The sequence below is a fragment of the Klebsiella sp. WP4-W18-ESBL-05 genome, from assembly GCF_014169075.1.
Taxonomy (GTDB): domain Bacteria; phylum Pseudomonadota; class Gammaproteobacteria; order Enterobacterales; family Enterobacteriaceae; genus Kluyvera; species Kluyvera ascorbata_B.
Genome location: NZ_AP022057.1, coordinates 4,847,954 through 4,869,141, shown reverse-complemented (window position 1 = coordinate 4,869,141; position 21,188 = coordinate 4,847,954). Strand labels below are relative to the sequence as shown.

Annotated in this window: 16 protein-coding genes; 10 read left to right on the top strand and 6 right to left on the bottom strand. The window is 55.2% G+C overall.

The genetic code is table 11. The annotated features are described in order from the left end of the window. Positions 1-264: 264 nt before the first annotated feature. Positions 265-945 (top strand): oligogalacturonate-specific porin KdgM family protein, encoded by a 681-nt coding sequence (locus H7R58_RS23165; protein ID WP_106929364.1) that lies wholly within the window; start codon positions 265-267, stop codon positions 943-945. A gap of 267 nt (positions 946-1,212) precedes the next feature. Here the strand turns inward: H7R58_RS23165 and H7R58_RS23160 are convergent, their stop codons facing one another. After that, positions 1,213-2,208: a LacI family DNA-binding transcriptional regulator gene (locus H7R58_RS23160; RefSeq protein WP_182929723.1), complete on the bottom strand. Its 996-nt coding sequence runs from the start codon at positions 2,206-2,208 to the stop codon at positions 1,213-1,215. Positions 2,209-2,453: 245 nt separating this feature from the next. On the opposite strand from H7R58_RS23160, the gene H7R58_RS23155 reads away from it, so the two are divergent. The 3 genes from H7R58_RS23155 to H7R58_RS23145 are packed head-to-tail and all read left to right on the top strand — an operon-like array spanning position 2,454 to position 6,107. Further along, entirely contained in the window at positions 2,454-3,692 is a 1,239-nt protein-coding gene (locus H7R58_RS23155; protein ID WP_106929418.1) for an MFS transporter, read from the top strand. Between the two features lie 16 nt (positions 3,693-3,708). Next, positions 3,709-5,145, top strand: a complete 1,437-nt coding sequence (locus H7R58_RS23150) for a glycoside hydrolase family 32 protein (protein ID WP_182929722.1) — start codon at positions 3,709-3,711, stop codon at positions 5,143-5,145. A gap of 17 nt (positions 5,146-5,162) precedes the next feature. Beyond that, positions 5,163-6,107, top strand: coding sequence for an aminoimidazole riboside kinase (locus H7R58_RS23145; protein WP_106929369.1), 945 nt, complete (start codon positions 5,163-5,165; stop codon positions 6,105-6,107). Positions 6,108-6,165: 58 nt separating this feature from the next. On the opposite strand, the gene metJ is transcribed toward H7R58_RS23145, so the two are convergent. Beyond that, positions 6,166-6,483 carry a met regulon transcriptional regulator MetJ gene (gene metJ, locus H7R58_RS23140; protein ID WP_012907792.1) on the bottom strand — a complete coding sequence of 106 codons (318 nt, stop codon included), beginning with the start codon at positions 6,481-6,483 and terminating at the stop codon, positions 6,166-6,168. 259 nt (positions 6,484-6,742) lie between these two features. Here metJ and metB point away from each other — a divergent pair, with 259 nt between their 5' ends. Further along, positions 6,743-7,903: a cystathionine gamma-synthase gene (gene metB / locus H7R58_RS23135; protein WP_182929721.1), complete on the top strand. Its 1,161-nt coding sequence runs from the start codon at positions 6,743-6,745 to the stop codon at positions 7,901-7,903. Between the two features lie 2 nt (positions 7,904-7,905). Beyond that, a complete protein-coding gene (locus H7R58_RS23130) occupies positions 7,906-10,338 on the top strand; it encodes a bifunctional aspartate kinase/homoserine dehydrogenase II (protein WP_106929373.1) in 2,433 nt (810 codons plus the stop codon). Here H7R58_RS23130 and H7R58_RS23125 read toward each other — a convergent pair. Further along, positions 10,313-11,497 (bottom strand): cytoplasmic protein, encoded by a 1,185-nt coding sequence (locus H7R58_RS23125; RefSeq protein WP_227674139.1) that lies wholly within the window; start codon positions 11,495-11,497, stop codon positions 10,313-10,315. The genes H7R58_RS23130 and H7R58_RS23125 overlap by 26 nt on opposite strands. A 133-nt stretch (positions 11,498-11,630) precedes the next feature. Here H7R58_RS23125 and H7R58_RS23120 point away from each other — a divergent pair, with 133 nt between their 5' ends. Beyond that, positions 11,631-13,187 (top strand): bifunctional metallophosphatase/5'-nucleotidase, encoded by a 1,557-nt coding sequence (locus tag H7R58_RS23120; RefSeq protein WP_182929720.1) that lies wholly within the window; start codon positions 11,631-11,633, stop codon positions 13,185-13,187. Between the two features lie 165 nt (positions 13,188-13,352). On the opposite strand, the gene H7R58_RS23115 is transcribed toward H7R58_RS23120, so the two are convergent. After that, the gene (locus tag H7R58_RS23115; RefSeq protein ID WP_106929376.1) at positions 13,353-13,733 is read right to left on the bottom strand and encodes a carboxymuconolactone decarboxylase family protein; all 381 of its coding nucleotides are present in this window, start codon (positions 13,731-13,733) and stop codon (positions 13,353-13,355) included. Positions 13,734-13,822: 89 nt separating this feature from the next. Between H7R58_RS23115 and H7R58_RS23110 the strand changes: the two genes are divergently transcribed. Beyond that, positions 13,823-14,731: a LysR family transcriptional regulator gene (locus H7R58_RS23110; RefSeq protein ID WP_182929719.1), complete on the top strand. Its 909-nt coding sequence runs from the start codon at positions 13,823-13,825 to the stop codon at positions 14,729-14,731. Here H7R58_RS23110 and malI read toward each other — a convergent pair. Both malI and H7R58_RS23100 read right to left on the bottom strand, forming a co-directional pair. Beyond that, positions 14,704-15,720, bottom strand: coding sequence for a Mal regulon transcriptional regulator MalI (malI, locus tag H7R58_RS23105; protein WP_182929718.1), 1,017 nt, complete (start codon positions 15,718-15,720; stop codon positions 14,704-14,706). The genes H7R58_RS23110 and malI overlap by 28 nt on opposite strands. 89 nt (positions 15,721-15,809) lie before the next feature. Beyond that, positions 15,810-17,309 carry a PTS transporter subunit EIIC gene (locus H7R58_RS23100; RefSeq protein ID WP_106929381.1) on the bottom strand — a complete coding sequence of 500 codons (1,500 nt, stop codon included), beginning with the start codon at positions 17,307-17,309 and terminating at the stop codon, positions 15,810-15,812. A gap of 450 nt (positions 17,310-17,759) precedes the next feature. On the opposite strand from H7R58_RS23100, the gene metF reads away from it, so the two are divergent. Together metF and katG are read left to right on the top strand one after the other, a co-directional pair. Next, complete coding sequence (gene metF / locus H7R58_RS23095) at positions 17,760-18,647, top strand: methylenetetrahydrofolate reductase (RefSeq protein WP_106929383.1); 888 nt, start codon at positions 17,760-17,762, stop codon at positions 18,645-18,647. A 333-nt stretch (positions 18,648-18,980) separates the two neighbouring features. Continuing rightward, positions 18,981-21,155, top strand: a complete 2,175-nt coding sequence (gene katG, locus H7R58_RS23090; protein ID WP_106929385.1) for a catalase/peroxidase HPI — start codon at positions 18,981-18,983, stop codon at positions 21,153-21,155. The last annotated feature ends 33 nt before the right edge of the window (positions 21,156-21,188 follow it).

The following is a 21,188-nucleotide window of genomic DNA, read 5'->3' as shown; positions in this document are numbered from 1 at the left end:
GTGGCCTGATGAAATATATTTTTAATATGATAAACCGTATCTAATATAGGTGCGGATAATTGTTTTTGTTGGTGATCTTCATCTTATTTATTCTGTCTTTTTTGCCATTTTTAAATTTCTGATGGCAATAATAAAAAGGTGTTTCTATAAATTACAAAATAAACTCTCAGCGTAACAGGATGGAATACGAAACAGCCTTTTATACTCCACTTTAATTAGTAGGGATTATGGGACTGATTGCTGATATTTTTAAGAGTAATTATTATGAAAACAAAATACGCCTTCTTACTTCTGCCTTTATTATGTGGCGCGGCCCATGCGGGATATGTCGACTATCGTCATGAATACTACGATGATGGTCGTAACTACGACCGTGTGTACATGTCGAATCGCTTTGCTACCGGCTTTGGTGTCGCGGTAGAAGCGGTGTCGCGCTCTGATGATAAAGAATCAAATCATGCGCTGAACAATATGGAATCGAACAGCGCTGAATATACAGCAAGCTATCAGTTCGAGTGGCAAGGCTTTATCTGGCAGCCGGGTATCGCCGTGGAGATGGGTGATGATATGGCGATTTATAAGCCGTATATTCGCGTACAGTATAATATTAACGATAACTGGTGGACCGCATTCCGCTATCGTACCGAATATGCTCGTCGCAATGGTGATGGCCGTGACGATCGCACCGTTTATCGCCCGGAAGCCTGGCTGGGGTATAATATAAACAACTGGATGTTCGAACTTAACGGGATTTATAAGGTGGCCGACAGCGAGAATCTCTATAATAACGGTAAAGACGATTACGAATACAACTTCCGTGTAGCGTACAATATTAATTCGTGGATCCCATTCTTCGAGGTGGGTAACGTCTCTTCTGGTTATAACACCACCACCACTGACGATCGCCAGACGCGCTATCGTATAGGTCTGGGTTATAACTTCTGACCCTCTGCGGATGACGTAGGGATGATGTTATTTTGTGCTAAAAATTTTGTGATCTAAATCACATAAAAGTTGCGATGTCATCGAAAGACGCTTACTATTTGTCCATCAAATGACCGCAATAACTTTATGGGTAAAGGTGTGATTATGCTGACTGCAATGAAAAACGTGTTTGTATCTTACCTGATCTCTCTGTCTGAGCTTCATCCTGAAGTCACCCGCTTCTAAGACGCAAAAAAATGTTAAAAAACCGCCTTCAAGGCGGTTTTTTTATATCGATGCACCGTGGATCCACGGGCTGTCGACGTGCACCGTATTCCGATGTGTATCACCATTAATGATGTGTAGCGCGCTGAGCCGCCCAATCTCATAGTGCGGCAGCTGCACCGTTGACAGCGGCGGCAGGAACAGGTCGCCAATACCGACCATATTGTCATAGCCTAGCACCGCGACATCCTCAGGTATCCGCAGCCCTTGCGCCAGCAGCGTTTGATAAACCATAAAGGCGATACGATCGTTACCGCAGATAACCGAATCAAATCGTGGTTGGCCCGCATCGATATTTTCCAGCACTTTTGCTGGCATATCACGATAGTGTGCGTCGCCATATTCCATGTAGTAATGGGTCAGCGTGGCGGGGTCGATCCCTGCTTCCTGACAGGCGCGTTCCAGGCCGCGTCGGCGGCGAACCGTTGCAAGGTGGTTCTCAGGCAAATGCAGACACAGCGGGCGTCTGTAGCCTGCTGCGAGCAGCCCCTGTACGGCAACGTACTGCCCTTGTTCATCGTCAGGGATAAAGCTGGCCACCGGATGGTGCAGGCTTTCACAGTTTGCCAGCACGCAGGGGAGCGTGAGCAGTTTGGCGGGCACCGGTACCTGGCGTAGACCCATCGTGGTATAGATGATACCGCCAGGGCGATGCGACAGCAGCAGGTCAACAATGGCGTCCGGGCTATCGTCGGAAAACATATTCACCACAAAGCTGTTCCAGCCGTGTGCGCGGGCGGTTTCCTCAATCGACAGCGTCATTTCTACCGAAAAGGGCGTGGTCACGGTATCGAGCGCCAGCACGCCGATGGTTTTCGGCGTATCGTGCGCGCCGCGAATTTTTTTCGCTGAGAGATCGGGTACGTAGTTGGTTTGCGCAATGGCCGCCTGAACGCGAGCCAATGTCTCAGGTTTGAGCCGCTCCGGGGAGTTCAGGGCCCGCGAAACGGTCATCAGCGAGACGTTTGCCAGTTTTGCCACATCCTTTAACGATGCCATTTTTTTACTCCACTCATGCGTCGTGCCATACGCTATATCACTAACCTACTGATGTAAAAGGGTTGCGTGCTATTTTAGTGAACGCCGCTCTTTTCCCGCGGCGGTAAATATTTGATCACGATCCTATTTTCATTATGTTAACGTTAACTTTTGTGATTAACATCGAATATCGTCACAAAACGACATGATGAATGTTTTTTGTTAACGTTACCATAACGGCGTTAATCCACGATGAGATTGCCACGATGAAAGAACATCACTCACGCAGCTACCTGTTACTGAGCGCCTTACTGTTTTTCTTTTTTGTTACCTGGTCCTCTTCTGGCTCATTACTCTCTATCTGGCTCCATCAGGAAGTGGGACTACAAGCCGGAGACACAGGGATTATTTACGCCGTGCTGTCGGTTTCAGCGCTGTTTGCACAAGTTTGTTACGGCTTTATCCAGGATAAGCTGGGTCTGCGAAAGCATCTGCTCTGGTACATCACCGCGCTGCTGATTTTGTCCGGTCCGGCGTATCTGCTGTTTGGTTACTTGCTGAAAATAAATATTTTTGCCGGCAGTATTTTTGGCGGTATCTACATTGGGCTGACTTTTAACGGCGGGATAGGCGTGCTGGAATCCTACACCGAGCGCGTGGCGCGCCAGACGCATTTTGAGTTTGGTAAAGCGCGCATGTGGGGTTCTCTGGGCTGGGCGGTAGCTACGTTTTTCGCCGGGCTGCTGTTTAACATCAACCCGCAGCTGAACTTTGCGGTGGCGAGCTGCTCGGGGCTGATTTTTTTCTTTCTGCTGGTACGTTTGTCGGTTCCTACCGACGCACAATCGACGGCGGCCGAAGGAGCGGAAGGTAAAGTGAAGCTGGAAGATGCGCTGCGCCTGCTTTCACTGCCGCGCTTTTGGGCACTGGTGTTTTTTGTGGTCGGCACCTGCATTTACAGCGTCTATGACCAGCAGTTTCCTGTCTATTTTTCCTCGCAGTTCCCGACGTTGAAGGAAGGCAACGCCATGTATGGCTACCTGAATTCGTTCCAGGTCTTTCTGGAGGCCGCAGGCATGTTCTGCGCGCCGTGGCTGGTAAACCGTATTGGCGCTAAAAATGGGTTAATTTTTGCCGGAATGGTAATGGCGCTGCGTATGGTGGCCTCCGGTCTGGTTGAGGGGCCACTGCTTATCTCTCTCACTAAATTACTGCATGGCGTGGAGCTGCCGGTACTGCTGGTCTCCATCTTCAAATACAACAGCGCCCATTTCGACAAGCGCCTCTCCTCAACGCTTTATCTGGTGGGATTCGCCTGTACCAGCTCGATTATCGCCAGCGTGCTGTCGCCTCTTGCTGGCTATAGCTATGAAAAATATGGCTTTGCCGAATCCTATCTGTTTATGGGAGCCCTGGTGTTCTGCACCACCTTTATCTCCATTTTCCTGTTACGCGCCAGCAAACCGGCTTCCGAACCGCTGCTGACACAATCTTCTGCTGTCTGAATTAAGAGTGAAGAATATGACATTTTCAATTGCCCTTGCTGAACAAGCACTTCAGAAACGCAGCGCGACGCTAAACCCGCGCTGGTATCCGCGCTATCACCTGGCGGCGCGCGCCGGATGGATAAACGACCCTAACGGGCTGGTGTGGTTTGACGGTTGGTATCACGCGTTTTATCAGCACCACCCTTACTCGAACCAGTGGGGGCCCATGCACTGGGGCCACGCCCGGAGTAAAGACTTAGTGCACTGGGAACATCTGCCGGTGGCGTTAGCGCCAGAGGGACCTGAAGATAAAGACGGCTGTTTCTCCGGTTCGGCGGTGGTGGATGGCGATACGCTGGCGCTGATTTACACCGGGCATAAATTTCATGGCGACCCGAGCAGCGACGATAATCTCTACCAGGTACAGTGCCTGGCAACCAGTCGCGACGGCATTCATTTCGAGCGCCAGGGGCAGGTGGTTGATACGCCAGAGGGCCTGCATCATTTCCGCGATCCGAAGGTCTGGCGTGAGGGTGAGTACTGGTACATGGTCGTCGGCGCACGTGTGGGTGATGTTGGCCAGGTACGTTTATTCCGTTCGCCCGATCTGCATCAGTGGCAGGAAGAAGGCGTGCTTGCACAGGCCAACGCGGGCATGGGCTATATGTGGGAATGCCCTGACTTCTTCACCCTCAACGGCAAGCGCGTGCTGATGTTTTCACCGCAGGGGCTGGCGGCGGAAGGCTACCGCAACCGTAACGTGTTCCAGAGCGGCTATTTAATCGGCGACTGGCTGCCGGGGCAGACTTTTGCCGCCGACGGGGAATTTATCGAGCTGGATCACGGCCATGACTTTTACGCGCCGCAAAGTTTTCTCACGCCGGATGGTCGCCGTATCGTCATTGGCTGGCTGGATATGTGGGAATCGCCGATGCCAGAGCAACAGGACGGCTGGGCCGGCATGCTCTCGCTACCGCGCGAAATTTATCTCGGTGCGGATCATCGTTTGCGGATGGTGCCAGCCGAAGAGGTCGCGGCGCTGCGCGGCAGTTATTATCCACTGCTGGCGCAGCAGCTTAAAAACCAAACGTCGCCGATTGTGGATGATGCGCAGGCCGTTGAGCTGGAACTGTCGTGGGAATTAAACGGTGCGACGGCGGAGCGTTACGGTATTACCCTCGGTGAAGGGCTGCTGCTGTACGTTGATACCCAGGCGCAGCGTCTGGTGCTTGAACGCCGTTATCCGCAGTATGCGTTAGAGGGGGTGCGCAGCGTGGCGTTACCGGCGGCCGCATTATTGAAACTGCGGGTGTTTATCGATCGCTCATCAATTGAAGTCTTCGTCAATGACGGCGAAGCTTGTCTGAGCAGCCGAATTTACCCGCAAGAGGGGGAACGCCAGCTGTCGCTGTTTGCCGGTAACGGTAGCGCCATGCTCAGTAACGGTGGCTATTGGCCGTTGGATCAATAAACAGAGGAGAGCACGCTATGACTATCTGGACGCTGGGCGATGCGGTGGCGGATCTCCTGCCGATCTCAGAGACCCGTTACGAGGTGTGCCCCGGCGGCGCGCCGTTGAACGTCGCGGCAGGCGCGGCTCGTCTGGGCTGCCGCAGCGGTTTTATTGGCCGCGTGGGTGACGATCCGTTCGGGCATCTGATGTACAAGACGCTGCAGCAATACGGCGTGATCACATCGGCAATGGAACAGGACAGCCAGCACCGCACGAGCACGGTGGTGGTTTCCCTGGGGAAGGGCGGTGAACGGGACTTTACGTTTCTGGTGAATCCATCCGCCGATCAGTTTTTATCGACACAAGCGCTGCCCGCGCTGGGGGCCGATATTCTGCATTTCTGTTCACTGGCGCTGGTGGCACCAACGTGTCGGCAGACCTTAAGCGAGGCGGTAGCGCAGATTCAACATCATCAGGGGTTGGTGAGTTTTGACGTTAACCTGCGGGCGCAAATGTGGCCCCATCCCCAACAGATGCTGGAAACGGTGCACGGTTCGGCCTGTCAGGCAGACATCCTTAAGCTTTCCGAGGAAGAGTGGTACTGGTTAACGCAAACGCAGGACTTCAGTCAGGCGATCGCCGCGCTGGCGTCTTACCCCGCCGCGTTAAAGATAGTGACCTACGGTGCACAAGGCGCGATGGTGCTGTGGCAAGGGCAGGTGATTCATTTCTGCGGCTATCGGGTCGAGAGTATCGACACCACCGGGGCGGGGGATGCGTTTATGGCAGGGTTACTCAGCCATATTGCGCGGCACGGGATGCCGGGTGATATCGTACAGCTACAGCAGGCCGTTGCCCAGGCTAGCGCCTGTGGCGCACTGGCGACAACGCAGAAGGGCGCGCTGTCGGCGGTTCCTGACGGCGAAACGGTGGCGCAGTTTATTGCCGCCCGGCCGCTGCCGGAGTTTGAGGTGAAATAGCGCCCGCTGAAAATAAAAAAGCCGGGAAACGTTGGCGTTTCCCGGCTTTTTTATCGAATCAATACTCCCACGTCTCCGGGTCGATCCCCAGCTCACGCATAATTTCTTTCGCCGCTTCCGGAATTTCATCGCTGCGCTCTTTTCGCAGGTCTTCATCGTTAGGTAACGGTTGACCGGTAAAAGCATGCAGGAACGCTTCACACAGCAGTTCGCTGTTGGTGGCGTGACGCAGGTTATTCACCTGACGACGCGTGCGTTCATCGGTGAGGATCTTCAACACCTTCAGAGGAATGGAAACCGTAATTTTTTTTACTTGCTCACTCTTCTTACCGTGCTCAGCGTATGGGCTGATATATTCGCCGCTCCATTCAGCCATGAGATACCTTTAATCCTCTAGTCATTAGTTAACAGGCCGATACACGGCCATGATCGCGCGTAGTGTACCGTAGAGACCTTGCTCTGACACGAACTTAGCCTTCGCAGATGTGCGCTAATGCATATAATTTTAACGGCTATTTGCCGATAGCTCAATCTATACGCAAAGAGGTTTAGATGTCTAGATGTATTGACGGCTATTGCAACAATGTTTACTCTGGGGGCTGACTTTTCACAGACCTTGCCAGGAACGAATCCTCATGACCCGTAAACAGGCCACCATCGCAGTGCGTAGCGGATTAAATGACGACGAGCAGTATGGTTGTGTTGTCCCGCCGATTCATCTTTCCAGTACCTATAACTTTACCGGTTTTAACGAGCCGCGTGCGCATGACTATTCCCGTCGCGGTAATCCAACGCGTGACGTCGTGCAGCGGGCGCTGGCGGAGCTGGAAGGCGGCGCGGGCGCGGTCCTGACCAATACGGGCATGTCGGCGATTCACCTCGTCACGACCGTTTTCCTGAAGCCAGGCGATCTGCTGGTGGCACCTCATGACTGCTACGGCGGCAGCTATCGTTTGTTCGACAGTCTGGCAAAGCGCGGCTGCTATCGCGTGCTGTTTGTCGATCAGGGTAATGATGAGGCGTTAAAAGCGGCGCTGGCAGAAAAACCGAAGCTGGTGCTGGTCGAAAGCCCAAGCAACCCGCTGCTGCGGGTGGTCGATATTGCGAAAATCTGCCAGCTGGCGCGTGAGGCCGGCGCGGTAAGCGTCGTGGATAACACCTTCCTCAGCCCGGCGCTGCAAAACCCGCTGGCGCTGGGTGCGGATCTGGTGCTGCACTCCTGCACCAAGTACCTCAATGGCCACTCTGACGTGGTGGCTGGCGTAGTGATTGCGAAAGATCCTGACACCGTCACAGAACTGGCATGGTGGGCAAATAATATCGGCGTCACCGGCGGCGCGTTCGACAGCTATCTGCTGCTGCGCGGCTTACGCACCCTTTCTCCACGTATGGAAGCGGCACAGCGTAACGCCAATGCGATTGTTGATTTCCTCAAACGCCAACCGCTGGTCAAAAAGCTGTATCATCCTTCTCTGCCGGAAAACCAGGGCCATGAGATTGCCGCGCGCCAGCAGAAAGGCTTTGGCGCGATGCTGAGCTTTGAGCTCGACGGCGACGAACAAACGCTGCGCCGCTTCCTGAGCGGGCTGTCGCTGTTCACTCTGGCGGAATCGCTGGGCGGGGTAGAGAGCCTGATCTCCCATGCGGCCACCATGACCCACGCGGGCATGGCGCCAGAAGCGCGTGCCGCCGCGGGCATTTCTGAGACGCTATTGCGTATCTCAACCGGTATTGAAGATAGCGAAGACTTAATTGCCGATCTGGAAAATGGATTCCGGGTCGCAGCCGAGGGGTAAACATGAGTGTGATTGCGCAGGCAGGGGCGAACGAACGTCAGCTGCATAAATTTGGTGGGAGTAGTCTGGCGGATGTGAAGTGTTACCTGCGCGTGGCCGGCATTATGGCGGAGTACTCTCAGCCTGGCGATATGATGGTGGTGTCGGCCGCCGGTAGCACCACCAACCAGTTGATTAGCTGGCTGAAACTCAGTCAGACCGATCGCCTCTCTGCGCATCAGGTTCAGCAGACGCTGCGCCGCTATCAGTCGGATCTGATTAGCGGCCTGCTGCCTGCCGAGATTGCCGATGGCATGATTGCCGACTTTATCCACGACCTGGAGCGTCTGGCCGGGCTACTGGATAACGGCGTGAATGACGCTGTCTATGCGGAAGTGGTCGGTCACGGTGAAGTGTGGTCGGCACGCCTGATGGCGGAAGTGCTCAAGCTGCAAGGTCTGGATGCCGCATGGCTGGACGCCCGCGCCTTCCTGCGTGCGGAGCGCAGCGCGCAGCCGCAGGTGGATGAGGGTCTATCGTACCCGTTGCTGCAACAGCTGATGGCGCAGCATCCGGGTAAACGTCTGGTGGTGACCGGCTTTATCAGCCGCAACAATGCCGGTGAAACCGTGCTGCTGGGGCGTAACGGCTCCGACTATTCCGCAACCCAGATTGGCGCGCTGGCGGGAGTTTCCCGCGTGACCATCTGGAGCGACGTGGCGGGCGTGTATAGCGCCGACCCGCGCAAAGTTAAAGATGCCTGTCTGCTGCCGTTGCTGCGTCTGGATGAAGCCAGCGAACTGGCGCGCCTGGCGGCCCCGGTACTGCACGCGCGTACCTTACAGCCGGTTTCAGGCAGCGATATCGACCTGCAGCTTCGCTGTAGCTACACGCCAGATAAAGGCTCAACGCGCATCGAACGCGTGCTTGCCTCCGGTACCGGCGCGCGAATCGTGACCAGCCATGATGACGTCTGCCTGATTGAATTCCGCGTCCCGGCTGGCCAGGATTTCAAACTGGTACATAAAGAGATCGACCAAATCCTCAAACGTGCGCAGATTCGTCCGCTGGCGGTGGGCGTACACGCGGATCACCGTCTGCTCCAGTTCTGCTATACCTCAGAAGTTGTTGATAGCGCGCTGAAAATTCTTGATGAAGCCGGTTTACCTGGCGAGCTGCGGCTGCGTCAGGGGCTGGCGCTGGTGGCGATGGTAGGCGCGGGCGTCACCCGTAACCCGCTGCATTGCCACCGTTTCTGGCAGCAGCTGAAAGGCCAGCCGGTTGAGTTTACCTGGCAGTCGGAAGAGGGCATTAGCCTGGTAGCCGTGCTGCGCGCGGGCCCAACTGAAAGCCTGATTCAGGGCCTGCACCAATCGATTTTCCGCGCCGAGAAGCGTATCGGCCTGGTGCTGTTTGGTAAAGGCAACATCGGCTCTCGCTGGCTGGAGCTGTTTGCGCGTGAGCAAAGCACGCTTTCTGCCCGTACCGGTTTTGAATTTGTGCTGGCCGGGGTGGTGGATAGCCGCCGCAGCCTGCTGAGCTACGAAGGGCTGGACGCCAGTCGCGCGCTGGCTTTCTTTGAAGACGAAGCGGTTGAACAGGATGAAGAATCGTTGTTCCTGTGGATGCGTGCGCACCCGTATGACGATCTGGTGGTGCTTGACGTGACCGCAAGCGAGCAGCTGGCCGATCAGTATCTGGATTTTGCCAGCCACGGTTTCCACGTGATCAGCGCCAACAAACTGGCCGGGGCCAGCAGCAGTGACAAATACCGCCAGATTCACGACGCGTTTGAAAAAACCGGCCGCCACTGGCTGTATAACGCCACCGTCGGCGCGGGGCTACCGGTTAACCATACCGTGCGCGACCTGATTGAAAGCGGCGACAGCATCCTGGCCATCAGCGGTATTTTCTCCGGCACGCTGTCCTGGTTGTTCCTGCAGTTCGACGGCAGCGTACCGTTTACCGACCTGGTGGATCAGGCCTGGCAGCAGGGGCTGACTGAACCCGATCCACGTGTCGACCTTTCCGGTAAAGACGTGATGCGTAAGCTGGTTATCCTGGCGCGCGAAGCGGGCTATGACATCGAGCCGGATCAGGTTCGCGTGGAGTCGCTGGTTCCGGCGCACTGTGAAGAAGGTTCCATCGATCACTTCTTTGAAAATGGCGATGAGCTGAACGAGCAGATGCTCCAGCGCCTGGAAGCCGCTCAGGAAATGGGGCTGGTGCTGCGCTACGTGGCGCGTTTTGATGCCAATGGCAAAGCGCGCGTCGGCGTCGAAGCGGTGCGTCAGGAGCATCCGCTGGCGTCGCTGCTACCGTGCGATAACGTCTTCGCGATTGAGAGCCGTTGGTACCGAGATAACCCGCTGGTGATCCGTGGGCCAGGCGCCGGTCGCGATGTGACCGCCGGGGCGATTCAGTCGGATATCAACCGACTGGCGCAACTGCTGTAGTTGTGTTGCCGGATGGCATGTTGCCATCCGGCCATTGATTGCGGCTAATGAGGGTATTGTATCTCACCGTCAGTGCCTTTATCGTCTGAAATACGGAGTGGGCAGAGTAGCGCCCGCTTTGCTGAAATTCCGTTTGCCGCTGGAGCCAGGCGATAAAAGTATGGCTTGCTGCCAGCGTGATTGCCGCCCCTTGTTCGGCCTGCCCCTCTGTTAACAGGCATACCATTTTACGCGTGCTGCCCTGCTGCCAAATCTGCCACTGATTTTGCCACCATCCCTGATTGGTTTTACCGAGTAACTGCCAGGGCATGATGCATTCACTATCACGCATACTTTCATCAATGAACCAAAGCGAGGCTTGATGCGCGCGGAACTGCTCTGCCCATGCGGTAATCACCGCGCCTCGCAGAAAACATTCATGGGCGACAACGTGCGTTTTGACCCCCGGCCAGAGATGGCTCAGTACCCGGAAATGCCCATGTGCGGCAATGACCGGGCGCAGAATAGCACCGCTGGCGTTACGTTTGAGCCGTGCGCTGCCGTACTGAATTTCGTCAAATTGACTGCGGTGTAAAAACTGACTTTCTCGCTGACTCACACGCTGAACAATATCGTCATGAACCACCGTTGCTTCATCGACGCCACGCCAGTGATAAAGTAATGATGCGCCAGCCGCATGCGGCGTGAAATTGCTGGAAATATGCAGAACATTGCCGCGAAATGTATCAACGCTGAGCAGCAGATAAAGTTTTTGCGTCTCGCTGGCTCCCTGAAAAGGAACGATGAGGGGGACAGTGGCGATGTGTTCTGGTGAAGGGATTGCAGCGATCGGCGGCTGCCTGGGCGTCCAGACTTTTTTGCAGCTTCGACACTGCACGCGCTGAGAACCCTGGGGATTATGTCCATAACGGATCGTGTCACGATGGTAACAATTCGGGCAAAAAAGACCGTTGTCGGCAGCGAAATCCGTTAAATATGCTGATAACCAACGGTGGACGTGTTCATCGTTAAACAACGGCGGGTAACTCCCACACGCCCGGCAGTGCAGCGCGGCATAGCCCAACCGATAGTCTGGCCAGCTGTAGTCTGGCGAGTTTGCTAACCCCAGATTTTTGCAGCCAAAAGATTTGCAGCAATTGATGATGAACAGCGGCGTCATCGTGTTACCAACGATTTTTAAAGGTCGTTGATTTTGCCCTACACACCTTAACGATAGATGTGAGTTTTCTCACATATAAAAACCTTTCAGAACGTAAGGTAGCAATTCTTTATATGACTGAAAGGGGTTGATTATGAAGTTAAAAATGCTGGCAGTTGGCATTTTGATATCGCTGCCATTATGGGCATCGGCAAAGGATGTCACTATTATCTATACCAACGATCTCCATGCCCACGTTGAACCCTATAAAGTCCCATGGATTGCGAATGGTACCCGTGATATTGGCGGCTGGGCCAATATCACGACGATGGTGAAGCAGGAAAAAGCCAACAATAAGGCAACGTGGTTTTTGGATGCCGGGGACTATTTTACCGGGCCGTATATCAGCAGCCTGACCAAGGGCAAAGCGATTATCGATATCATGAACACCATGAATTTCGATGCCGTTACCATGGGCAACCATGAGTTCGATCATGGCTGGGACAACACGCTGCTGCAGCTGAGCCAGGCAACATTCCCGATTGTGCAGGGCAATATCTTCTATCAAAACAGCAGCAAAATGTTCTGGGATAAGCCGTACACCATTATTGAAAAAGAGGGTGTAAAAATCGGCGTGATTGGCCTGCACGGCGTGTTTGCCTTTGATGATACGGTTTCTGCTGCGACGCGTGTTGGCATCGAAGCGCGCGATGAAGTGAAGTGGCTGCAGCGCTACATTGACGAGCTAAAGGGTAAGGTCGATCTCACCGTGGCGCTGATCCATGAAGGCACGCCAGCGCGTCAGTCCAGCCTGGGGGGAACCGATGTACGTCGTGCGCTGGATAAAGACATCCAGACGGCAAGCCAGGTGAAGGGGTTAGATATCCTGATCACCGGTCATGCGCATGTCGGTACGCCGGAACCGATTAAAGTCGGTAACACCCTGATTCTTTCTACCGACAGCGGCGGCATTGATGTGGGTAAACTGGTGCTGGATTATCAGCAGAAACCGCATCAATTTACGGTGAAGAACTTCGAACTGAAAACCATTTATGCCGATGAGTGGCAGCCCGACCCGCAGACGAAACAGGTTATTGATGGCTGGAACAAAAAGCTGGATGAAGTTGTGCAGCAGGTGGTGGCTAACTCGCCGGTTGAGTTAACGCGCGCTTATGGCGAATCCTCCTCACTGGGAAACCTGGCGGCAGATGCGCTGCTGGCGGCTGCGGGGAAAGAGACGCAATTGGCGCTGACGAACTCGGGCGGCATCCGCAATGAAATCCCGGCAGGCTCCATCACCATGGGGGCGGTCATTAGTACTTTCCCGTTCCCGAACGAGCTTGCAACAATGGACCTCAGCGGTAAGCAGCTGCGCAGTTTGATGGAGCACGGTGCCGGTTTAAGCAACGGCGTTCTGCAAACGTCCAAAGGTCTGGCGATGCAGTACGACAGCAGCAAACCAGTGGGCCAGCGGGTCACGGCATTGACGCTGAACGGTAAGCCAATTGAAGACGCTGCGGTTTATCACATCGCGACCAATAGCTTCCTGGCCGATGGCGGTGATGGTTTTAGCGCATTTACCGAAGGGAAAGCGCGTAATACATCCGGCGGGTATTACGTGTCTAATGCTGTGGTGGATTATTTCAAAGCGGGAAACACGCTGACGGATGAGCAGTTGAAAGGCATGCGTGTGCAAGATGTGAAGAAATAAACGAGAGCAGGCCAGCGGAACATCGCTGGCCTCAGATTGCTGACAAACCCGCTCGCTGTGCCGGATGGCGTCGCAAGCGACATCCTGGGATGTCGATATCAATCAGTCACGCAATCCACGTAGGCCCGATAAGCGTAGCGCCATCGGGGATTTCGGACTTCGTCATTATTTGTCCTGGTGAGAGGTAAACACCTCTTTCGCCGCAAAAAGCCCGTTCAGCGCCGCCGGGAAACCGGCATAAACTGCCATCTGCATAATCACCTCAACAATTTCTTCCTGCGTTAAGCCAACGTGCAGCGCGGCGGCGATGTGTACTTTGAGCTGTGGCGCGGCGTTACCCATGGCGGTCAGTGCGGCGACGGTGGCAATTTCCCGGCTGCGTAGGTCCAGACCCGGACGCGCGTAAATATCACCGAACGGGAATTCAAGCAGATAGCGGGCGAAGTCCGGGGCGATATCCTTCAGGCTCTCGACAACGGCGTTGCCCCCTTTCCCATCAACCTGTTGCAGCATTTTCTGGCCGGTAATAAAACGTTCTGATTGCATGACTCTTCCCTCATAGGTGCGGTGTATGTCGAGAGAATAGGCGGCGTAGAGTGATGTGGATAATACCGATTTCGTGATACCTTTTGGGTATGACTACATCGCCGCTCCACTCTCTGGATATTCGCCTGCTGCGCTACTTTGCCGTGGTGGCGGAAGAGAACAACATGCGCCGTGCGGCGGACAGGCTGTATATGTCGCAGCCGCCGCTGAGCCGCCACATTCGCCAGCTTGAAGAACGGCTGGGGGTGGTGCTTTTTGTGCGTCATACCAAAGGGTTGACGCTCACGGATGAAGGATTGCGGGTGCTGGAGATTATTCGCCCGCTGTTGGCGCAGCAGGACAGGACTTACGCCGCCCTGAGCGGGCTGGTTCAAACGGCAACATCATCGTTGCGGCTCGGGCTGACAACTGCGTTTGAGCCGGATTTTTTTACGTCGCTGGAAGTGCTGCTTGCGACGCGGGTCGAGACGCTGAATATTGTGCGCCACGGTTCGCCGGAGCTGGTGTGCCAGCTGCGGCGGGGGAAAATAGATGCCGCGCTGGTGGCGCTGCCGCTGGAAACGTCAGAGCTAAGCACGATCCCACTTGCCCGCGAGGAGCCGCTGATTGCGGCCCTGCCTGCGCAGTGGCCGGAGTCGGCGCAGGCATCATTGACGCTGCCTGCGATCGCTCATCGGCCGCTGTTCTGGTTTAAGCGTGAACGTAACCCTGCCTTCTTTGACTTTACGCGCGCTATTTTTCGTCGTGCAGGCTATGCGCCAACCTGTATTGAAGAACCGCTGGAGCACGATGTACTGCTGGCGCGCATTGCCCGCGGCGAAGGGCTGAGTCTGTTTCCCGCCTCGTTTGCCGCTATTCAGCGCCAGGGCGTGGTGTTCAGGCCCCTCGAAGAAGCGGCGCTCTGTTTACAGTGCGGGCTGGCCATGCCGCCGGAAAACGCCGCGCGGCTCGGTTGGTTGATCGACGTGATTCAGGCTGATTCGCGTGTGACCAACTGACCCGACAGCGTAATGACCTGGTTTTGTAAGGCGGGCTCTTTCAGCTTGCGGATCATCAGCGTCGCCGCCTGGCGACCGGTCTCTTCGCTGGCGGAAGAGACGTAGGTAAACGCCGGTGACGTGAGGTTGATGTGCAGCATATCTTCGAAGCCAATGAGCGCAATCTGCTGGGTTAAGAAGACATCTTTCCCCACGGTGCGCCCCACTTTATGAATCCCATCAATACAGCCAATCATCGCGTCCGGAGAATGGCACAGCAGCGCGGTGATGGCGTTGTTATTTTCCAGCAGCTGGCGGGTTGCAACGCTTGCCGCGTGCGTGTCGTCGCCGCAGGCGGGGGTAAACTCATCGCGATTGGCAATGCCCAGGCGGGTGAGGGTGCTGCGAAAGCCCACCAGGCGCTGCTGGCGAATCAGGTCATGTTCCTGGCCGCCAAGGTAGGCAATGTAGCGGTGGCCGCGCTCCAGCAGATAGCGGGTGGCCAGGCTGGCTGCCTGCTGGTTATCGCGCAGCACGCGGTTGCATTCGGCGTTGATCGGCGACTGCGACACCACGACCAGCGGCAGCGGACACTGGCGGATTTGCGCGGGTAGCGTATCGCGGCGCACGTCGGACGCCAGATAGATGACCCCGGCGACGCCCTGCTGCTTAAACGACAACAGGCAGCGTTCCAGGTGCTCGTGTTCGTTCAGCGGCTGGCCGAGAAACACCATATAGCCCTGTGCTTCCAGCTCTTGCACAATGCTGGCCATCACTTTGATGGAGAAGCTGTCGCTGAAGTCACGAAGAATAAGACCAATCAGATTAGAGGTGTTAGAGCGGAGATTAGCGGCGGCCACGTTGTGAACGTAGCCCAGCTCATGAATAGCAGCCTGCACTTTTTCGATGGTCGCATCGGAGATTTTTCCTTTCTGACGAAGCACCAGCGACACGGTAGAAACCGAGACGCCCGCGCGTTTCGCGACATCAATTATGCTGACCTTCTTCAAAAAACGCTCCCTGAACCGTGGTGAATATCCGCAGAAAACAAGGAGGTGCCCATCAGGGATGGGAACCTCCAACCGGCGACATCTTATGATTATTTGCCAATCATCGTCGACATGGTTTGCGCGATAAATTGCGCTCTGGCGCCAAAAATCACCTGAATGCCGTTATCGCCGACGAAAACAACGCCACGTGCGCCGATATTGTTCAGGCCATCTTTATCAACCGGCGCTTTATCCGACACTTCCAGACGCAGGCGCGTGATACAGGAGCCTACGGAAGCGATGTTTTGTTCGCCGCCCAGCAGGCCGATAATCTCCGTGGCCAGATCTTCATCGCTTTTATCGCTGGCGCTGACCGTGGTTTCGGTACGGCCCGGCGTTTTGACATCAAAACGGCGGATGACGAAGCGGAAGGTGAAGTAATAGATCAGCCCCATCGGCACGCCGACAATAATGGCGTTGAGGAAGTTGGTCTGATAGCCGTTAAACGACGGCAGGATGCCAAACGAGATGTAGTCGATAAGCCCGGCTGAGAAGGACTTAGCGATGTGTGCGTGCAGCAGGTACATCACCATATAGGAGAGACCGGCCATGATGGCGTTGAAGACGTAGAGAATCGGCGCCACGAAGATAAAGGTGAACTCAACCGGTTCGGTGATCCCGGTCAGGAAGCAGGTCAGCGCGGCCGAGAACAGGATACCGGCGGCGATTTTTTTATTCTTCGTGTGGGCTTCATGGTACATCGCCAGACAAGCCGCCGGCAGTGCGAACAGCATCAGCGGGAACTCGCCCTGCATAAACTTACCGGCATTCTGGTAGGTGTCGCTGCTGAAGGATTTCACGCCTTCCTCCAGCATTTTGAACCAGATAGTTTGATCGCCGTGAATCACCTGGCCCGCGTGGGTGGTGTAATCGCCGAAGGAGTACCAGAACGACGGATACCAGATATGGTGCAGGCCCAGCGGAATCAGCGCGCGTTCAACCAGACCGAAGATAAAGGTCGATACCGCCTGGTTATCGCCATTGATGATCACCGACAGTGCGTCGATACCCGCCTGAATGTGCTGCCAGATGTATGGCAGAACCAGCCCGAGCACAAACGACAGCAGCGCGGTAGCGATGGCGACGAAGCGTTTACCGGAGAAGAAGCCGAGGAATTCCGGCAACTGCATCTTGTGGAAACGGTTATAGCACCAGGCCGCGAGGATGCCGCAAATCAGGCCGCCAAAGACGCCCATTTGCAGAGTCGGAATACCGACCACCATCGCATATTTCCCGCCTTGCCCCGCCATCTCCGGCGTGATACCCAGCACGGTGCTGATGGTGATATTGGTGACGAAGACAGAAACGGCGGCAGACAGCGCCGCGATGCCGGACTCGGATGCCAGACCGACGGCGGAGCCGATGGCGAACAGCATCGGCAGGTTGTCGAAAATAATCCCGCCTGCGTTCATCATCAGCGGCAGGTGGAATTTATCCCCGAACGCCAGCAGCAGACCGGCCGCAGGCAGCAGCGAGATGGGCAGCATCAGCGCGCGGCCAATCATCGACAGTTTAGAAAGCGATTTAACGACACTCGATATCAGACTCATACTGATTTCCCCCGGATAGACGCCTCTTCGTGCGTGCTTTTAATAACCCTGTTTATGTTAGGTATAACGTTATAGTAGAACGTTCTACTTATCGTGAAACAAGCCATTAACGTCTGCAATAGAATTTTTGTTCAGGATGATGATGTGTGGAAAATATGCGAAGTGGCTCGCAATTTTAATTCTGTATAAAAAGTGTGGTTATCGTGATTGAAGCGATACGACGGGCGACGCGTCGCGATGGTTTCCACCTGGAAATGCGGTATTGCTAGTGCTTTATCTTCCCCGGATTCGGAAGATGAACTTTTTTCATCTTTACTGAGTATTACTCACTTTTTACGCCGATCTTTCTATTGACGCCCGTCGTCTTTTGCGGCATTTTTACATCCAGACGTCTAAACGGATAGATGTTTACAGTACAACAATAATGACATGCGATTGATGAGGTAAGGTATGAGCTTTTTTCACGCCAACCAGCGGGAAGCGCTGAACCAGAGTCTGGCTGAAGTAGCCGGTCAGATTAACGTTTCTTTTGAGTTTTTCCCGCCGCGCACCAGTGAAATGGAGCAAACCCTGTGGAACTCTATCGATCGTCTTAGCAGCCTGAAGCCGAAATTTGTGTCGGTGACCTACGGCGCGAACTCTGGTGAGCGTGACCGTACGCACAGCATCATCAAAGGCATTAAGGATCGCACGGGTCTTGAAGCCGTACCGCATCTGACCTGTATCGACGCCAGCCGCGATGAACTGCGGGCGATTGCCCAGGATTACTGGAACAACGGTATTCGCCATATCGTCGCCCTGCGCGGCGATCTGCCGCCGGGCAGCGGCAAGCCGGACATGTACGCCGCCGATCTCGTGACGCTGCTGAAGGACGTTGCGGATTTTGATATCTCTGTCGCCGCCTACCCGGAAGTACACCCGGAAGCAAAAAGCGCGCAGGCCGATCTGCTGAACCTGAAACGCAAAGTGGACGCCGGTGCTAATCGCGCGATTACGCAGTTTTTCTTTGACGTCGAAAGCTACCTGCGCTTCCGCGACCGCTGCGTATCCGCCGGTATTGATGTCGAAATTATCCCGGGCATCCTGCCGGTCTCTAACTTCAAGCAGGCGAAGAAATTTGCCGATATGACCAACGTGCGTATTCCGGCCTGGATGTCGACGATGTTTGAAGGTCTGGACGACGATGCGGAAACCCGCAAACTGGTCGGCGCCAGTATCGCGATGGACATGGTGAAAATCCTTAGCCGCGAAGGGGTGAAAGACTTCCATTTCTACACCCTGAACCGTGCGGAAATGAGCTATGCCATCTGCCACACGCTGGGTGTGCGTCCGGCATAACATTTTGCCGGATGGTGTTAGCTTATCCGGCCTACGACATGGGTATTTTGTAGGCCCGGTAAGCGAAGCGCCACCGGGCAATGGCTCGCGTTCAAATTCCCTGCCTGGACATAAGAAAATCCTCACATTTTTAGTGGTTTATTATCATTTCTCCCGATCGATCACAGCCAACTTACCCCAAATTGTGCAAGCATAGACTCGACCTACGCAAAAATTCCTCTCTGGCAAGGGAAAAATAAGAGGAATTAACTATCAAATCCGTGGGTCATTTCAGCTATAACTTATCAGCAGGGGTGTATATCTTAACGATAAATACTGTAAGGGAGCATAGTGATGAGCACGCCAGACGATATCCAGAACGCAGGTAAATGTCCTTTCCACCACGGTGGTGGCCACGATCAAAGTGCGGGCGCGGGCACCAGTAGTAAAGACTGGTGGCCGAAGCAGCTTCGCGTTGACCTACTTAATCAGCATTCCAATCGATCCAACCCGCTGGGCGAGGACTTCGATTATCGTAAAGAATTCAGCAAATTAGATTACTCTGCGTTGAAGGGTGATATTCGTGCACTGTTAACAGACTCGCAGTCCTGGTGGCCAGCCGACTGGGGCAGCTATGTGGGGCTGTTTATCCGCATGGCGTGGCACGGGGCGGGTACCTATCGTTCAACCGATGGACGCGGCGGCGCAGGGCGCGGCCAGCAGCGTTTCGCACCGCTCAACTCCTGGCCTGATAACGTCAGCCTGGATAAAGCGCGCCGCCTGCTTTGGCCAATCAAGCAAAAGTATGGGCAAAAAATCTCCTGGGCCGATCTGTATATTCTTGCCGGTAACGTGGCGCTGGAAAACTCCGGCTTCCGCACCTTTGGTTTTGGCGCCGGGCGTGAAGACGTCTGGGAACCGGATCAGGACGTAAACTGGGGCGACGAAAAAGCCTGGCTGGCGCACCGTGATCCTGAAGAGCTGGCTAAACGCCCGCTGGCGGCCACAGAAATGGGCCTGATTTACGTGAACCCGGAAGGGCCGAACGCCAGCGGTGAACCGCTGTCTGCGGCATCTGCCATTCGCGCGACCTTTGGCAACATGGGGATGGACGACGAAGAAACCGTCGCACTGATCGCTGGCGGTCATACGCTGGGTAAAACCCACGGCGCGGCGTCCGCCACCCATGTTGGTCCGGATCCGGAAGCGGCGCCGATTGAATCTCAGGGCCTGGGCTGGGCAAACAGCTTTGGCAGCGGTGCGGGCAAAGATGCCATCACCTCCGGGCTGGAAGTCGTCTGGACTCAGACCCCGACCCAGTGGAGCAACTACTTCTTCGAGAACCTGTTCAAATATGAGTGGGTCCAGACCCGCAGCCCGGCTGGTGCTATCCAGTTTGAAGCGGTCGATGCACCGGAAATTATTCCAGACCCGTTCGATCCGTCGAAAAAACGTAAGCCAACCATGCTGGTTACCGACCTGACGCTGCGCTTTGATCCGGACTTTGAGAAAATTTCTCGCCGTTTCCTCAACGACCCGCAGGCCTTTAACGAAGCCTTCGCGCGCGCGTGGTTCAAGCTGACCCACCGTGATATGGGGCCAAAAGCGCGTTACATCGGACCGGAAGTGCCGAAAGAAGATCTGATTTGGCAGGATCCACTGCCGCATGCGTTCTTCAACCCAACCGCAGAAGATATCGAAAGTCTGAAAGCAGACATTGCGGCTTCTGGCCTGTCCGTGAGCGAACTGGTCTCGGTGGCGTGGGCGTCAGCCTCGACCTTCCGCGGCGGTGACAAACGCGGTGGCGCTAACGGTGCCCGTCTGGCGCTGGCACCACAGCGCGGCTGGGAAGTGAACGCGACGGCCGCACGCGTGCTGCCGGTACTGGAAGGCATCTATAAATCAGCGCATAAAGCATCACTGGCCGATATTATCGTACTGGCAGGCGTGGTGGGCGTTGAGCAGGCGGCGAAAGCGGCTGGCGTTAGCATCAAGGTACCGTTCACTCCGGGTCGCGTTGACGCGCGCCAGGATCAGACGGATATCGAGATGTTTGAGCTGCTCAAACCGGTTGCCGATGGCTTCCGCAACTACCGCGCCGCGCCGGGTGAAGCGACGACGGAGTCCCTGTTAATCGACAAAGCGCAGCTGCTGACGCTGACCGCACCGGAAATGACGGTGCTGGTAGGCGGTATGCGCGTACTGGGCGCTAACTTTGACGGCAGCCAGCACGGCGTGCTGACCGACAACGTCGGCGCGTTGACGACTGATTTCTTCGTCAATCTGCTGGATATGCGCACCGAGTGGAAAGCGACTGACGAAACGTCCGAGCTGTTCGAAGGCCGCGACCGCGTCAGCGGCGAAGTGAAATACACCGGCACCCGTGCGGATCTGGTGTTTGGTTCTAATGCCGTACTGCGTGCGCTGGCGGAGGTGTATGCCTCTAGCGATGCCAAAGAGAAGTTTGTGAAAGACTTCGTGGCGGCGTGGGTGAAAGTGATGAACCTGGACCGTTTTGACCTGCTGTAAGGTGGCTTTGACGGTATAAAAAAATCCCCGCGA

What these genes read in the sequence shown, in the direction of transcription:
- H7R58_RS23165 (WP_106929364.1), top strand. Translation starts at nt 265, where the DNA reads ATGAAAACAAAATACGCCTTCTTACTTCTGCCTTTATTATGTGGCGCG.
- H7R58_RS23160 (WP_182929723.1), bottom strand. Translation starts at nt 2,208, where the DNA reads ATGGCATCGTTAAAGGATGTGGCAAAACTGGCAAACGTCTCGCTGATG.
- H7R58_RS23155 (WP_106929418.1), top strand. Translation starts at nt 2,454, where the DNA reads ATGAAAGAACATCACTCACGCAGCTACCTGTTACTGAGCGCCTTACTG.
- H7R58_RS23150 (WP_182929722.1), top strand. Translation starts at nt 3,709, where the DNA reads ATGACATTTTCAATTGCCCTTGCTGAACAAGCACTTCAGAAACGCAGC.
- H7R58_RS23145 (WP_106929369.1), top strand. Translation starts at nt 5,163, where the DNA reads ATGACTATCTGGACGCTGGGCGATGCGGTGGCGGATCTCCTGCCGATC.
- metJ (WP_012907792.1), bottom strand. Translation starts at nt 6,483, where the DNA reads ATGGCTGAATGGAGCGGCGAATATATCAGCCCATACGCTGAGCACGGT.
- metB (WP_182929721.1), top strand. Translation starts at nt 6,743, where the DNA reads ATGACCCGTAAACAGGCCACCATCGCAGTGCGTAGCGGATTAAATGAC.
- H7R58_RS23130 (WP_106929373.1), top strand. Translation starts at nt 7,906, where the DNA reads ATGAGTGTGATTGCGCAGGCAGGGGCGAACGAACGTCAGCTGCATAAA.
- H7R58_RS23125 (WP_227674139.1), bottom strand. Translation starts at nt 11,497, where the DNA reads ATGACGCCGCTGTTCATCATCAATTGCTGCAAATCTTTTGGCTGCAAA.
- H7R58_RS23120 (WP_182929720.1), top strand. Translation starts at nt 11,631, where the DNA reads ATGAAGTTAAAAATGCTGGCAGTTGGCATTTTGATATCGCTGCCATTA.
- H7R58_RS23115 (WP_106929376.1), bottom strand. Translation starts at nt 13,733, where the DNA reads ATGCAATCAGAACGTTTTATTACCGGCCAGAAAATGCTGCAACAGGTT.
- H7R58_RS23110 (WP_182929719.1), top strand. Translation starts at nt 13,823, where the DNA reads ATGACTACATCGCCGCTCCACTCTCTGGATATTCGCCTGCTGCGCTAC.
- H7R58_RS23100 (WP_106929381.1), bottom strand. Translation starts at nt 17,309, where the DNA reads ATGAGTCTGATATCGAGTGTCGTTAAATCGCTTTCTAAACTGTCGATG.
- metF (WP_106929383.1), top strand. Translation starts at nt 17,760, where the DNA reads ATGAGCTTTTTTCACGCCAACCAGCGGGAAGCGCTGAACCAGAGTCTG.
- katG (WP_106929385.1), top strand. Translation starts at nt 18,981, where the DNA reads ATGAGCACGCCAGACGATATCCAGAACGCAGGTAAATGTCCTTTCCAC.